This is a genomic window from Rhodococcus sp. C3V, from assembly GCF_029269915.1.
GTDB classification, from domain to species: domain Bacteria; phylum Actinomycetota; class Actinomycetes; order Mycobacteriales; family Mycobacteriaceae; genus Rhodococcus_F; species Rhodococcus_F qingshengii.
This window is the reverse complement of record NZ_JARJBE010000006.1, coordinates 41,424-55,707: the sequence shown is the minus strand read 5'-3', so window position 1 is coordinate 55,707 and position 14,284 is coordinate 41,424. Positions and strand designations below refer to the sequence as shown.

The following is a 14,284-nucleotide window of genomic DNA, read 5'->3' as shown; positions in this document are numbered from 1 at the left end:
TCGGGAAACCGTCTCAGACGACGGTAAGGTCTTTTGCGGTCAGTGTGAGCAGCTCTGGCCCCTGCTCACGAACAACGAGCGTGTCCTCGATCCGTACACCTCCGCGCCCGGAGAAGTACACGCCCGGCTCGACGGTCACCGCCGCGCCGGAAAGAAGTGTACCGGTGCCGAGCTTGCCGATCCCCGGTGCTTCGTGGATTTCGAGCCCCACACCGTGGCCGAGGCCGTGCAGGAACAACTCGCCGTAGCCTGCATCGTCGATCACCGCACGGGCGACGGCGTCGACTGCCGCACATTCGACACCCGGCGCGAGCGCGTCGCAACCGGCAGCTTGCGAACGCGCGACGAGCTCGTAAATCTCCCGTTGCCAATCGGAAACGGACTCGAGCACGTAGGTCCGTGTCATGTCCGAGTGGTACCCACCGACCTGGGCGCCGAAGTCGAGTTTGACGAAGTCACCCGACGCCAGGATCGCGTCGGTCGGTCGGTGATGCGGAATCGCCGAGTTGGCGCCGGCCGCCACGATCGTCTCGAAGGAAATACCGTCCGCCCCGTTGTCGAGCATCAGATTTTCCAGCTCGCGGCCGACCTCTCGTTCCGTTCGGCCAGGTCGCAGGCCACCGCGAGCGATCAACTGCGCCAACGCGACATCGGCTGCGGTGCACGCGGCTCGCAACAACTCCACCTCGTACTCGTCCTTGACCATGCGCAATTGTTCGACGAGTCCGCTCACCGGTTCGAACCGGATCTTCGGCGCTGCTTCGGTCCAAGCCCGATGTTCGGCGAACGTCGCCACATGTGACTCGAACGCGAGAACGGGCGCCGTGGACTTCTCGATCAAGTGCGCAGCACTCGAACGGGCGATTTCGGCCCGAAGGTCCGGCACCTGCTCTGACACCTGCGTCACGTAGCGGCCGTCGGTGCAGATCACCGTCTCACGCTCGTCGGACGCTGAATCCGATGCACTGACGACGAGCGCCGCATTGGAACCGGTGAAACCGGTGAGGTATCTGATGTTGAGGAGATCTGTGACGAGAATCGCGTCGAGTTCGCGGTCCGAGAGGAGGCGTCTGAGGGATTCACGGCGTGTTCTGAAGTCGACCGGCATCCCTCGAACCTACCGCCCGCGCAGACCTGCCGATCAACTCGAAACTCGCGGTTACAGCAATAACTGTGGGTTAGGCCACAAGGTGTAATGGGTTCTAGTTAGGCTGTACCCATGAATGCGTGGTTGGTACGTGGCCTCGGCATGGCCCTGATACATGTTGTGTTTCGTGCGTTGCTCGGTGCAGCGATCGCACAGTGGCCACTTCAGGGGTCCACCCTGCGCTGGCTGTCCCTGTTGATCGTCATCGTCTTCGCCGCGATCTGGGGTGGTATCGACGGCATTCGTGACCGCCGGAACTTCCCCGAACCCGAGGACGGCGCCGATCTGACCATGCTGTGGCTCAAGGCCGCATTGGTCGGCGGGTTCGTCGCCGGCGCTGCAAGCTGGGCACTCAGCCTCGTCCCCTCCCTCGAACTGACCCAGCAGGGCTTGTTCTTCGAGGTGACCTCCGGTGCGGCGTTCACGATCCTTCTCATCTTCGTCCCCGCCATGATCGCCATCACCGTCGGACGCTTCTTCGTCAGCCGTGAACAGCGCAAGAACGGAACAGCTCCGCAGACCCCGTCCCACGAGCGTCACCACGAACCGGTGCCCGTCAGCGAGGGCTACGACTCCCCCACCGAGCAGCACGCATACAGCGGAGCCGCCATGTCCGTCGAGGAATCCGACGCCGATACCGCGGTCTTCCCGGCGATCGATCTGGGCAAGCGCGAGCAGTAACGCCCACCGTCCACACAACCGAATGCGGCCCCGAGGATATTTTCCTCGGGGCCGCATTCGTGTGGCTGTTTTTTCGACTTCCCTCGTTCAGCCTCGCTCGGCGAGGAACCTGATCGCCAGCGGATACGCGGCGACGCCGAGTCCGACGATCACTCCGGTCGCAATCGGACTCAGGTAGGAGTGGTGCCGAAACTCTTCTCGCGCATGAACGTTCGAGATGTGTACCTCGACGAGACCTGCGGTCAGTTCGGCGCATGCATCTCGCAGGACCACCGACGTGTGCGTCAAGCCACCGGCATTGAGGATCACCGGTTCCCCCGCGTCCGCCGCGTCGTGGATCCAACCGAGCAGATCGCCTTCGTGATCGCTCTGACGGACGATCACCTCGACGCCGAGCTCCTTGCCTGCCGCGACGCACAATTCGATCAGATCGTCGTGTGTGGTCGCGCCGTAGACCTCGGGCTGACGCTTACCCAGACGCCCCAGATTGGGTCCGTTGACGACGTTGATCCTCACAACAGGACCGTTCCGCCGGCCGGCCGCGCATCGCGGGCAATCGCGGAGTACGCCGCAACCAGCAGACTCGGATCCGGCCCCTCGAGGCGACCCGGCTTGGCCAGTCCGTCGAGGACCACGAAACGCAGCAGCCCGGCACGGTTCTTCTTGTCGGTCTGCATTCCCTTCATCAGATCGCCGAACGCATCACCGTCGTACGACGTCGGCAGCCCGACGAGATCGAGGATCGACTTGTGACGATCCGCGGTGGCGTCGTCGAGTCGGCCCGCGAGCCGTCCGAGTTCGGCAGCGAAAACCAGGCCGACGGAGACAGCGGCACCGTGGCGCCACTTGTAGCGCTCACGACGTTCGATCGCGTGGCCGAGGGTGTGGCCGTAGTTGAGGATTTCGCGCAGATCCGACTCGCGCAGATCCGCGGCCACGACCTTGGCCTTGACCTCCACGGAGCGCCGAATCAACTCGGGCAGAACAGTTCCCGACGGATCGAGAGCTGCCTTGGGATCGGCTTCGATGAGATCCAGGATCACCGGGTCGGCGATGAATCCGGTCTTGATGACCTCGGCCATGCCTGCAACGATCTCGTTGTGCGGCACAGTCTCGAGCGTCGCGAGATCGATGAACACCGCTCCCGGCTCGTGGAACGAACCGACGAGGTTCTTGCCCGCTTCGGTGTTGATACCGGTCTTGCCGCCCACTGCTGCGTCGACCATCGCGAGCAAGGTGGTGGGGACGTGAACTACCTTGACACCGCGCATCCACGTAGCCGCGACGAAGCCGGTGAGGTCGGTCGCCGCTCCCCCGCCCAAGCTCATGATCGCGTCGCTGCGAGTCAGGCCGATCCGGCCGAGCACGTCCCAGCAGAAGCCCGCCACAGCAAGATCCTTGCCGTCCTCGGCATCGGGGATCTCGATACGGTGGGCGTCGATTCCCTTCTCCGCCAACGCAGCCCGTACGGCCTCCGCGGTCTCTGCCAGCGGCGGCTGATGGAAGATCGCGACAGTGCGCGCGCCGTCGAACTCGGCAACGAGATCACCGAGCAGGCCGCGGCCGATCACGACCGGGTAAGGACTTGCGGTCTTCACCTCTACACGTACGGGTTCGGTCACTGCTCCACTACTCCGCTCCGGTTGTTCATTTGTCTTGAAGTTTCGACACCAGTTGCCCGACGACACGCGCCGGACTTCGGCCGTCGGTCCGAATCCGAATCGTGGCCGAACGCCGGTACAGCGGACGACGACGCCTCATCAACTCCTGGTACTTGACCTTGGGATCTCCGCCGGCCAGCAGCGGGCGATGATTGTTCGCCCCCGTGCGGCGAAGCCCTTCGGCGACACTGATCTCGAGGTAGATGACCGTGTGCCCCTGGAGCAGTTCGCGCGTGCGATCGGAGAGGATCGCACCACCGCCGAGCGAGACGATTCCGTCGGTGGCCTGCAACGCTTCGCGAACCACCGATTCCTCGATTTCACGAAACCGAGGCTCTCCGTCATGGGTGAAGATCTCCGGGATCGTCCTACCCGTGGTCCGTTCGATCTCGGCGTCGGTATCGACCAACTCGAGTTCGAGTGCCTGCGCGAGACGTCGACCGATGGTCGATTTGCCGGCACCGGGCGGACCGATGAGTACAGCCTTCGGCTTCATCGATACGTGAGTCCTATCGAGGCGGTCGGGCTGCGATGCCCTCGGCGTAACGACGGTAGTTGGCAGTGGTTTCAGCAATGGAATCACCACCGAACTTTTCGAGTGCGGCCTGAGCCACGACGAGCGCGACCATCGACTCGGCGACGACGCCGGCGGCCGGAACCGCGCACACGTCGCTGCGCTGGTGGATGGCAACCGCTTCCTCGCCGCTCTCCATGTCGACCGTCGCCAGAGCGCGCGGAACCGTCGAGATCGGCTTCATCGCGGCGCGAACTCGAAGAGCCTCACCATTGGTCATGCCACCTTCGATTCCGCCTGCGCGGTTCGTGGAGCGCACGATGCCGTCCGGGCCCGGACGGATCTCGTCGTGAGCTTCGCTGCCACGACGGCGCGCGGTCTCGAAGCCGTCGCCGACCTCGACACCCTTGATGGCCTGAATTCCCATGAGAGCAGCAGCAAGTCGTGAATCGAGACGCTCGGCGCCGCTGACGAAAGTGCCGAGTCCGACCGGCAGGCCGTGGATGACGACCTCCACGACGCCACCGAGGGTGTCGCCGTCCTTCTTCGCCGATTCGATTTCGGCGATCATCGACTCTTCTGCAGCCTTGTCGAATGCGCGGACCGGGCTCGCGTCGATCGCGTCGAGATCCTTGCCCTCCGGCACGGGTCCGACGTACGGCTCGGAAGCACCGATGGAAATAACGTGTGAAACGACCTCGGCACCGAATACCTGACGCAGGAAGGACCGTGCGACGGTTCCAGCGGCCACGCGGGCTGCGGTCTCGCGAGCGCTGGCACGCTCGAGGACGGGACGCGCGTCGTTGAAGCCGTACTTGAGCATGCCGCTGTAATCGGCGTGTCCGGGACGCGGGCGCGTCAACGGGGCATTGCGAGCCTGATCGGCGAGCAGGTCCGGGTCGACCGGGTCGGCGGACATGATGGTTTCCCACTTGGGCCACTCGGTGTTGCCGATCTCGATGGCCACGGGGCCACCGAGCGTAAATCCGTGGCGGACACCGCCGATGATGGTGACCTTGTCGGCCTCGAACTTCATCCGTGCGCCACGGCCGTAACCGAGTCGACGACGGGCAAGTTCGGACGAGATGGCCTCAGAGGTCACTTCGACCCCCGCGACCATGCCCTCGAGCATCGCGACGAGGGCGGGACCATGGGATTCTCCGGCAGTTATCCAACGCAGCACGCCGACCATCTTTCCACGTCGCAGACCTCAGTTGTCACAGTGGTCCTCCCGGTGAACACAGATGGCCCACACGCACGAGGCGTGTGGGCCATCTCAGAGGTACCTGTGGGTCTAGAACAGGCGGAATCCTCCACCGTTTGCGTTGATGTCAGCCAAACCGATGTTGATGTCCGCCGAGTTGTCGGGAGCGTGGAACGGCGGCGGAAGCGGCTCGAAGCAGTACGGCGGGTAGCCATTGCTGATCAAGCCCACCAGGCGGTCACCGACGACGAGCGGTCCACCGGAATCACCGGGAATCGAGCACGTGTGCTCGACGATCTCACCGTAGACGGAGTCGTAACCCCAGGTGATACCGCACGTGTTGCCGGTCGAACGGCCTTCCTTGCACACGATCGTGCCCGGTGCCGGCGGGGCGCCGATTCCGTTGATCGTCGTGCCGCCGACGGTACGCAGCGGAGCTACCTTGGCGTCGTCGAGATCGATCACGGCGATGTCCGAGACCGGACTCGAGTAAGAGAACCGACCGATGGGTCCGGCCTCGGGCAGATACTCGGCGAACACCCGGTCCCCGACAACTCCGCAGTGTCCGGCGGTGAGTGCCACGAGAGAACCGGCGTTGTCGTAGCCGACCGCGGTCAACGTGCATGCTGCAACTCGGTCAGGATCGGAGTGATCCACGTCCGGCAGCAGGATTCCTGAGCCCCCGCCCAGTGCCACCGATGAAGGTGCAGGCGCGGCGCCGGCGACGCCCGCTCCTGCAGCCACAGCCGCCAAACAGGCTGCCGCGGCGACGAAAAGCCTTGTGCGCATAGGTTCCCCCGATAATCGAGTGCGAAACGAGATTCGTTTTGTCCCATTTCCGAAACCTCAGTGAACGTCAGGATGTGGACATTCGGCAAGTCCGACTCGCCGCATATTGGGACCGCGCGCTGGCAATACCCGCATTTATGAAACCGACGGTTACGTCTTTCCTGCAGTTCACCGTCCGTCGTTGAACGGTCAATAACGCCAGACTTCTCGCGGATGTTGCACTCGTCACGTCAGCCAGGCAAACGCAATCGAACCGCAGGCTGCCAGGCACATCGAGGGTCCGTGCGCAATGGGCGAATTGTGGGCTACCGGCCCTCGTCTTCGCAGTTCCAGCGCGGTGCCCAGCGTTGCGGTGAGCACCGAGGCAGACACCAACGACCACAGCCAGGCGTCCGCTCCCACCAATCCGGTCACGGCGCCCAGAGGAAGCGAGAGCTTCACATCGCCGACGCCCATGGAACCAGGCGACATCACGTGCGCCAGGAGGTGGATTCCGGCGAGCAGTGCCGACCCCACCACCGCCACCCACACCGTTCCCGACACCGTCGCGTAGACCATCACGACGGCGTAGCCCGGCAGCGTGAAACTGTTGGGCAGCCGACGCACAGCCACGTCGACAGTCGAGATCGCGACGCACCACCACACCACGGCGAGACCGGAAAATAGCTGCACCACCGAAGTATTCAGCGCACCGACGACAACCCAGCCTGTTGCGACGGCGCACTGCGGCACACAACAGAAAGTCACGACTGGTCGATAACCGTGTCGCCACAACCAATTGTCGACGATCGCCCGAGCACCGAAACCAGCGACTACCCCCGAGCCTGCCAAGACCATCAACGTCCACATGGTTTCGAGCTTGGCGTCTGCCGTTCACCAGCGGCAGATTACGAATCGCCTTGTGGACTACCTCGACACTGTGAACAGACCTAAGCGATAGCGGCTGCCATCGCCTCTCGCGGAGCGGGCTTGCCCGTGAACTGCTCTACCTGCCCGAAGGCCTGATTGAGCAACATCTCGAGGCCACCGATCACCGTGCCATCGGCCGCCTCGACAACCGAAGCAAGTGGCGTCGGCCAAGGGTTGTAGATCGCGTCGAGGACAAATCGCGCCTTCCCCAATTGCTGGGCAAAGGGCGCTGCCGCTTCCGCGGGAACGGTACTGACCAAGACCGAGGATTCGGCACAGATCCCGCCTAGCCGTGCGTCGTCGAAGGCGACCAGATCTATGTCCAACCCGACCGCACCACCGCATTCGATGGCACCGGATGCGCGCCCCGGATCACGCGCGACCACGGTGACTGTCCGAACTCCCATGTCGGCCAACGCGACCAATGCCGGCCGCGCGGTGCCGCCCGCGCCGACAACTACCGCCGAAGTGCCGCTGAGATCGCCGACACCGCCGGCGATCAACGCACCGCTGACTCCGTCGACGTCCGTGCAGTCGGCACGCCAACCGCCGTCGATGCGAACCAGGGTGTTGGCCGAGCCGATGGTCACCGCTCGCGGTGTGCGTTCGGTGGCATATTCGAGTGCTGCGATCTTGCCCGGCATCGTCACCGAGAGGCCGATCCATTCGGGGCCGAGTGAGTCGACGAGGGCAGGCAACTGCTCGCCGGTGCATTCGATCCGCTCGTAGGTCCAATCGCTCAGCCCCAAAGCCGCGTACGCCGCAAGATGCAGCAACGGGGACTTCGAGTGAGCGATCGGGCTTCCGAGAACTGCCGCCTTACGTGGCGTCGCGAGCGAAGTCGCGGTACTACCGTCCACTGTCGAGAATCCCACTTTGCTGTGCCAGTTCGATGTTGGCCAAATGCTCCTCGTAGCTCTTGGTGAAGAGCGTCTGGCCTTCCTTGTTGATCGTGACGAAGTACAACCAGTCACCGGCCGCCGGCGATTCCACGGCCTTCAGTGCGTCGATGCTCGGCGAAGCGATGGGCGTTGCAGGCAGACCCGGCATTGCGTACGTGTTCCACGGCGTGACGCGCTCACGGTCGGCATCCGTGGTTGCGACCTCGGTGGTGTCGAGTGAATAGTTGACCGTGGAGTCGAACTGCAGAGGCTGATCGACTGCGAGTCGGTTGACGATCACCCGCGCGACCTTGGCCATGTCAGCGGGCAACGCCTCACGCTCGACCAGCGACGCTGCCACCAACAACTGGTACGGAGACATTCCGACCCCGCTGCCGGCTGTCAGAATTCCCGTGGCCTCGTACTTGGCGGCGCTACCCTCGACCAACGACCGCAGGATCTCGGTGGGCGTCGCAGTGGGATCGAAATCCCAACTGCTGGCGGCGATCAGGCCTTCGAGCTGACGGTCCTTGTCCGGCACGCTCTTGACCGACGACATCGCCCATTCGGGCACGCCGAGCGAAGCCAGATCGGAAGATGCTCCCGCAGTGTTCAATTCGTCTGTCGAGACACATTTCTGAGCGGAAACCGGGCCGACACAACTCGCCTCGGAAATGAGGTTGTAGATGCCCTTCTTGAGCGCGCCGGTCTGCGCGTCCGAACTGTCGTGCAGCTGACGCCCTTCGGCGATGACAACACTGCCGACTCGGGAGTCCGGGGCAACCAAGGTGTCGAGTGCGCTCGCGGCGCTACTCTGCACCGGCACCTGGTAGAAGCCGGGTTGCACCTTCTGGATCTCAGACGGATTGGCGATCGCCGCGTTGTAGAAAGCAGCGGAACTCGCGACGACGTTCTTCGCCTCGAGCGTCGCACCGATCTCCGATGCGGTTTCTCCACTGTTGATCTGGATGACCACGGGTGCGCCGCCGGGGCCGGCAAAATCCTCCGCGGTCTTGTTGCGATCCATGTACCAGAGAGCGCCGTATGCACCGACACCGAGGACTGCGATCACCAACACCAGCAGGGCGAGAACGCCGACCTTCTTGCCACGCTTGGCGCGCTTGTTGCGCGCTTCGCGTTGCTTGCGTGCCTCGGCTCGCGACATGTGCGGCGGATCGATGTTCTGCGGCAGTGCACGCATGACCATGGTCTCGTCGTTGTCGAAGTCGAACGAACTGGTGGGCCGGCTTCCGCCGCCCTCATCCCACCGCGCGTTCACAGATCGCCCTCCAGTGCAGCGTCCTTCGACGACTCCCCTGGTTTCACAGCTCTACTCCGCTCGTCCAGCCAGCCTTGCAGGATTTCCACCGCCGCAGCCTGATCGATCATCGGTCGCTGGCCGCGTGCCTTGACTCCACTTTCGCGGAGATTGCGCGCAGCCGTGACGGTCGTCAGTCGTTCGTCGGACAGTCTCACCGGGATCGGTTCGACGGCCCGCTGCAGTCGTTTGGCGAATGCAGTCGCGATACCGGCGGCTTTACCTTGCTCACCGCGCAGCGTCTGTGGCAGTCCGACGATAACCTCAACGGCCTCGTATTCGGACACGATGGCGATAATGCGCCGGATATCCGGCGCGTCGGGCCCACGCTCCTTCGAGCGTGGAACCGTTTCCACCGGTGTCGCGAGGATGCCGTCGGGGTCGCTGGACGCGACGCCGATGCGAACACTGCCCACGTCGATGGCGATGCGCCGCCCGCGACCAGGGTCGTCGATGCCGGGGCGATCGGGACCCTGTTGCGTAGCCACCACCGTCAGCTGCCGCCCGCCAGCTCTCCGACTCTGTCCCGGATCGCATCGAGCGCCGCCGGGATTCCTGCGGAGTCCGAACCCGAACCCTGGGCCATGTCGGGCTTTCCGCCGCCGCGGCCACCGATCTTGGGACCGAAGGACGCGACAAGCTCGCCGGCCTTCACACCGAGACCCTGGGCTGCCTTGCTGGATGCGACCACGAACGGGACCTTGCCGTCGACGTCACCGAGCAGAGCTACGACGGCAGGTTCGGAGCCGAGGCGACCCTTGATGTCCGTGACGAGGCTGCGCAGGTCGTTTCCGCCGACTCCGGCGGGAGCAGGCTCGGCGATGACGAGGACACTGCCGATGCGCTTGGCCTTGGCGACGTACTCGCCTGCCGACGCCAGCACCGCCTTGGCCTTTGTCTGCTCGAGTTCCTTCTCGGCCACCTTGAGTCGCTCGACGAGCGCCTCGACGCGGGCGGGCACCTCTTCCGAAGGAACCTTCAGCGAGGAGGAGAGTCCGGCCAGGAGCGCGCGTTCCTTGGCGAGGTAGCGGTAGGAGTCCAAACCGACGTACGCCTCGACGCGTCGGATTCCGGAGCCGACCGACTGCTCACCGAGCAGCGTTACCTGACCGATCTGTGCGGAGCTTCCGACGTGAGTGCCACCGCACAGTTCCATCGAGAACGGGCCGCCGATTTCGACGACACGAACCTCGTCGCCGTAGTTTTCACCGAAGAGTGCCATCGCACCCATCGCCTTGGCCTTGTCGAGATCCGTGACAAATGTGTTGACCGCGTAGTTCGACGCCACGGCTTCGTTGGTGAGTGCCTCGATGTCCTGCTTCTGGGAGTCGGACAGCGCGCCCTGCCACGAGAAGTCGAAGCGGAGGTAACCCGGCTTGTTGAGCGAGCCCGCCTGCACCGCGTTGGGGCCGAGCACCTGACGCAGCGCCGCGTGCACCATGTGGGTACCGGAGTGCCCCTGGGTTGCACCCTTGCGCCACTCGGCGTCGACGTGCGCGAGCACGACGTCGCCCTCGGTGATCTCGCCCTTCTGCACCGTCACCTTGTGCGTCCAGACCTTCTTGGCGATCTTCTGTACGTCGTTGACCTTGGCTTCGAGACCCGGAGCGGTGAGCGAACCGATGTCGGCGATCTGTCCACCGGACTCTGCGTAGAGCGGGCTTCGGTCGAGGATGACCTCGACGTCCTGACCGGCCTTCGCGACCGGGACACGGACGCCGTCGACGATCAGTGCGAGGACGTGAGCCTCGGAGACGAGTTCGTCGAAACCGGTGAACTCGGTGGCGCCTCGGTCGAGCAGTTCCTTGTAGACCGTGAGGTCGGCGTGGGCGTGCTTACGAGCCTGAGCGTCGTCCTTGGCGCGCTTGCGCTGCTCGGCCATGAGCGTGCGGAAGCCGTCCTCGTCCACGGTGAGACCGGCCTCGGACGCCATCTCGAGCGTGAGGTCGATCGGGAAGCCGTAGGTGTCGTGCAGTGCAAACGCCTGATCGCCGGCGATGACCGACTTTCCGGACGACTTGACCGTCTCGGCAGCATTCTCGAACAGAGCAGAACCCGAAGCCAGCGTCTTGAGGAACGCGGTCTCCTCGCCGACGGCGACGTTCTCGATGCGCGTGAAGTCGGTTTCCAAAACCGGGTACGACGGCGCCATCGTGTCGCGGACGACGACCATGAACTCGCGCATGGTGGGCTGCTCGCTGCCGAGCAGTTTGGCCGAACGCACGATGCGACGCAGCAACCGGCGCAGGACGTAGCCGCGGCCGTAGTTGCCGGGGTTCACACCGTCGGCGATCAACATCGCTGCGGTGCGTGCGTGGTCGGCGATGACGCGGAAACGGACGTCTGAAGTGTGGTCGGTCCCGTAGACACTGCCGGTCAGTTCGGCGGCCTTGTCGATGACGGGGCGGAGAAGATCTGTCTCGTAGACGTTTTCGACGCCCTGCAGGAGGAACGCAACGCGCTCGACGCCCATGCCGGTGTCGATGTTCTTCTTCGGCAACGGTCCGAGGATCGGGTAGTCGCCCTTGTTGGTGCCCTCGCCGCGCTCGTTCTGCATGAACACGAGGTTCCAGATCTCGATGTAGCGATCCTCGTCGGCTTCGGGGCCACCCTCGACGCCGTATTCGGCGCCGCGGTCGTAGAAGATCTCCGAGCAGGGGCCGCACGGCCCGGGAATGCCCATGGACCAGTAGTTGTCCTTCATGCCGCGGCGCTGGATGCGCTCTTCGGGCACTCCTACCTCGTCGCGCCAGATCGAGAACGCTTCGTCGTCGTCGAGGTAGACGGTGGCCCACAGGCGCGTGGGATCGATGCCGTATCCGCCGTCCTCGACCGAACCTGTCAGCAACTGCCAGGCGTGGGAGATGGCTTCCTTCTTGAAGTAGTCACCGAAGGAGAAGTTGCCCGCCATCTGGAAGAAGGTGTTGTGGCGGGTGGTGATGCCGACCTCTTCGATGTCCAGGGTGCGGACGCACTTCTGCACGGACGTCGCCCGTGAGTAGGACGGCGTCTGCTGCCCGAGGAAGAACGGCACGAACGGAACCATGCCCGCGTTGACGAACAGAAGGTTCGGGTCGTCGAGAATCAGCGAGGCGCTGGGCACCTCGGTGTGGCCGGCCTTGACGAAGTGGTCGAGGAATCGCCTGCGGATCTCGTGGGTTTGCACTAACCGGTCCTTACCTTCAAGAGCGTCGAGCTATGGGTGTCCAGACTAACGCGTCGGCCGGTGGAACCTGGCAGGCGTCAGCCACGAACTATTCGGCGAAGTTTGCTCACCCGATCGGCGATCTCCCGCTCGTTGCCGTGCGCGGTGGGCTGGTAATAGTCGACACCCACCAGATCGTCCGGTGGATACTGTTGCCGCAGAACACCATCACGTGTGTCGTGCGGGTACTTGTATCCGACTGCGTTGCCCAATTGCTCGGCGCCCTTGTAGTGCCCGTCACGCAGGTGCGGCGGTACCAGTCCGGATTTTCCGGCGGCCACGTCGGCCATGGCCGCGCCGAGTGCGGCGATGACCGCACCCGATTTGGGAGCCGTCGCCAGATGAATGGTGGCCTGTGCCAGCGCCAGACGAGCCTCCGGCATACCGATCAGCTGCACTGCCTGCGCCGCGGCGGTGGCAGTCTGCAGCGCCATCGGATCAGCCATGCCGATGTCTTCGCTGGCGTGAACCACCAGACGCCGTGCGATGAAGCGAGGGTCTTCGCCCGCGGTCAGCATCCGTGCGAGGTAGTGCAGGGCGGCGTCGACGTCTGATCCACGAATGCTCTTGATGAATGCACTGATGACGTCGTAGTGCTGATCTCCGGCACGGTCGTACCGAACCGCGGCCTTGTCGACACTGGCCTCGACGGTCGCGAGGTCGAGCACCACCGGGCCCGAAGCGTCACCGGCCGTGTCCAGTGCAGCTCCGGCGGCAGCCTCGAGTGCCGTCAGGGCTCGGCGGGCGTCGCCGGCCGCCAGACGAACGAGGTGTTCCATCGCGTCGTCGTCGATCGTGATCGCTCCGCCGAACCCGCGTTCGTCGGCGACAGCGCGCTCGAGCAGTTCCTGGACATCCGCAGCGGTGAGCGATTGCAGTTGCAGGACCAACGAGCGCGACAACAGAGCGGAGACGACCGAGAACGACGGGTTCTCGGTGGTCGCGCCGACCAAGAGCACGATGCGGTTCTCGACCGCGGCGAGCAAGGCGTCCTGCTGGGTCTTGGAGAAGCGATGAACTTCGTCGATGAACAAGACGGTTTGTTCGCCGTTCAGCAGGCGGCGGCGCGCGAGTTCGATGACACCGCGGACTTCTTTGACTCCGGCGGACAGAGCCGACAGAGCCTCGAACCGGCGGCCGGTAGCACCCGAGATCAACGATGCGAGCGTGGTCTTGCCGGTGCCGGGAGGTCCGTACAGAAGTACCGATGCGGCGCCGGACCCCTCGACCATTCTGCGGAGTGGCGCGCCGGGCCCGAGTAAGTGCTGTTGGCCGACAACTTCACCAAGAGTGAGCGGACGCATGCGGACAGCCAGAGGAGCACCGGGCGGCACCGAGGACAGGGCGCGCTCGGCTACAGACACGACATCTGGTTCGTCGACGATCGCGGATTCCTCCGGAGTTGCCTCGAACAGGCCGTCTTCCGCCACCACGCCGTCTTTCGCCCCCACACTGTCTTCCGCTTGCCAATCGCTCACGAATCGACGCTACTAGAGACCACCGACGCCCGACACAATCCGCTGTTCCGCCAGCCCTCACCCAGTCGTGAATCCGCATTGGATAGCGTTGTCGCCATGAGCACCTCCGAGATCGCCACCGTCCTCGCGTGGCACGATGCACTCAACTCCCAAGACGTCGACACTCTGCTGCAGTTGTCGAGTGACGACATCGAGGTAGGCGGCCCCAAGGGCGCGAGCCAGGGACTCGCTGCCCTGCGCGAGTGGGCCACCAACGCCGGCATCACGCTCGTCCCCGGAAAGATGTACGTCCACCACGGCGTGGTCGTCGTCGAACAGACCGCAACGTGGGCGGCCGAACCGGACAAGTCCGCGACCCTGGCCTCTGCTTTCCGAGTCGTGGCCGACCAGGTGACGTCGACGTTCCGGCATCCCGATCTGGCGACGGCGCTCGCGGCGACGGACCTGTCCGAGAACGATCTGGTCTCCGACAACTGAGCGGACTCGACCGAGAAAGG

Annotated in this window: 14 protein-coding genes; 2 read left to right on the top strand and 12 right to left on the bottom strand. The window is 64.3% G+C overall.

The window, feature by feature from the left end; genetic code table 11:
- Positions 1 to 13 precede the first annotated feature (13 nt).
- Positions 14 to 1,108: a Xaa-Pro peptidase family protein gene (locus P3G66_RS17165; RefSeq protein WP_276116918.1), complete on the bottom strand. Its 1,095-nt coding sequence runs from the start codon at positions 1,106 to 1,108 to the stop codon at positions 14 to 16.
- A 111-nt stretch (positions 1,109 to 1,219) separates the two neighbouring features.
- Between P3G66_RS17165 and P3G66_RS17160 the strand changes: the two genes are divergently transcribed.
- Positions 1,220 to 1,828, top strand: a complete 609-nt coding sequence (locus P3G66_RS17160) for a B-4DMT family transporter (protein WP_019748369.1) — start codon at positions 1,220 to 1,222, stop codon at positions 1,826 to 1,828.
- 87 nt (positions 1,829 to 1,915) lie between these two features.
- Here P3G66_RS17160 and aroQ read toward each other — a convergent pair whose 3' ends face one another.
- The 11 genes from aroQ to P3G66_RS17105 all read right to left on the bottom strand — a co-directional run bounded on the left by aroQ (position 1,916) and on the right by P3G66_RS17105 (position 13,673).
- Positions 1,916 to 2,344, bottom strand: a complete 429-nt coding sequence (gene aroQ / locus P3G66_RS17155; protein WP_003944916.1) for a type II 3-dehydroquinate dehydratase — start codon at positions 2,342 to 2,344, stop codon at positions 1,916 to 1,918.
- A complete protein-coding gene (gene aroB / locus P3G66_RS17150; protein WP_003944873.1) occupies positions 2,341 to 3,450 on the bottom strand; it encodes a 3-dehydroquinate synthase in 1,110 nt (369 codons plus the stop codon). The genes aroQ and aroB overlap by 4 nt, the downstream gene beginning before the upstream one ends.
- A gap of 25 nt (positions 3,451 to 3,475) precedes the next feature.
- Complete coding sequence (locus P3G66_RS17145; RefSeq protein WP_030536425.1) at positions 3,476 to 3,985, bottom strand: shikimate kinase; 510 nt, start codon at positions 3,983 to 3,985, stop codon at positions 3,476 to 3,478.
- A 13-nt stretch (positions 3,986 to 3,998) separates the two neighbouring features.
- A complete protein-coding gene (gene aroC, locus P3G66_RS17140; RefSeq protein ID WP_003944974.1) occupies positions 3,999 to 5,186 on the bottom strand; it encodes a chorismate synthase in 1,188 nt (395 codons plus the stop codon).
- A 111-nt stretch (positions 5,187 to 5,297) separates the two neighbouring features.
- Entirely contained in the window at positions 5,298 to 5,996 is a 699-nt protein-coding gene (locus P3G66_RS17135; protein WP_007728030.1) for a S1 family peptidase, read from the bottom strand.
- A gap of 225 nt (positions 5,997 to 6,221) precedes the next feature.
- Positions 6,222 to 6,845, bottom strand: a complete 624-nt coding sequence (locus tag P3G66_RS17130; RefSeq protein ID WP_276116916.1) for an A24 family peptidase — start codon at positions 6,843 to 6,845, stop codon at positions 6,222 to 6,224.
- An 80-nt stretch (positions 6,846 to 6,925) separates the two neighbouring features.
- Positions 6,926 to 7,765, bottom strand: coding sequence for a shikimate dehydrogenase (locus tag P3G66_RS17125; RefSeq protein WP_003944839.1), 840 nt, complete (start codon positions 7,763 to 7,765; stop codon positions 6,926 to 6,928).
- Entirely contained in the window at positions 7,755 to 9,065 is a 1,311-nt protein-coding gene (gene mltG, locus P3G66_RS17120) for an endolytic transglycosylase MltG (protein WP_276116914.1), read from the bottom strand. Before mltG ends, P3G66_RS17125 begins: the two co-directional genes overlap by 11 nt.
- Positions 9,062 to 9,595 (bottom strand): Holliday junction resolvase RuvX, encoded by a 534-nt coding sequence (ruvX, locus tag P3G66_RS17115; protein ID WP_003944838.1) that lies wholly within the window; start codon positions 9,593 to 9,595, stop codon positions 9,062 to 9,064. The genes mltG and ruvX overlap by 4 nt, the downstream gene beginning before the upstream one ends.
- A 2-nt stretch (positions 9,596 to 9,597) precedes the next feature.
- Positions 9,598 to 12,270 carry an alanine--tRNA ligase gene (gene alaS, locus P3G66_RS17110; protein ID WP_030536427.1) on the bottom strand — a complete coding sequence of 891 codons (2,673 nt, stop codon included), beginning with the start codon at positions 12,268 to 12,270 and terminating at the stop codon, positions 9,598 to 9,600.
- Positions 12,271 to 12,347: 77 nt separating this feature from the next.
- Complete coding sequence (locus tag P3G66_RS17105) at positions 12,348 to 13,673, bottom strand: replication-associated recombination protein A (protein ID WP_223304671.1); 1,326 nt, start codon at positions 13,671 to 13,673, stop codon at positions 12,348 to 12,350.
- Positions 13,674 to 13,883: 210 nt separating this feature from the next.
- Between P3G66_RS17105 and P3G66_RS17100 the strand changes: the two genes are divergently transcribed.
- Positions 13,884 to 14,264: a nuclear transport factor 2 family protein gene (locus tag P3G66_RS17100; protein WP_003944973.1), complete on the top strand. Its 381-nt coding sequence runs from the start codon at positions 13,884 to 13,886 to the stop codon at positions 14,262 to 14,264.
- Positions 14,265 to 14,284 lie beyond the last annotated feature (20 nt).

What these genes read in the sequence shown, in the direction of transcription:
- P3G66_RS17165 (WP_276116918.1), bottom strand. Translation starts at nt 1,108, where the DNA reads ATGCCGGTCGACTTCAGAACACGCCGTGAATCCCTCAGACGCCTCCTC.
- P3G66_RS17160 (WP_019748369.1), top strand. Translation starts at nt 1,220, where the DNA reads ATGAATGCGTGGTTGGTACGTGGCCTCGGCATGGCCCTGATACATGTT.
- P3G66_RS17145 (WP_030536425.1), bottom strand. Translation starts at nt 3,985, where the DNA reads ATGAAGCCGAAGGCTGTACTCATCGGTCCGCCCGGTGCCGGCAAATCG.
- P3G66_RS17135 (WP_007728030.1), bottom strand. Translation starts at nt 5,996, where the DNA reads ATGCGCACAAGGCTTTTCGTCGCCGCGGCAGCCTGTTTGGCGGCTGTG.
- P3G66_RS17130 (WP_276116916.1), bottom strand. Translation starts at nt 6,845, where the DNA reads ATGTGGACGTTGATGGTCTTGGCAGGCTCGGGGGTAGTCGCTGGTTTC.
- P3G66_RS17100 (WP_003944973.1), top strand. Translation starts at nt 13,884, where the DNA reads ATGAGCACCTCCGAGATCGCCACCGTCCTCGCGTGGCACGATGCACTC.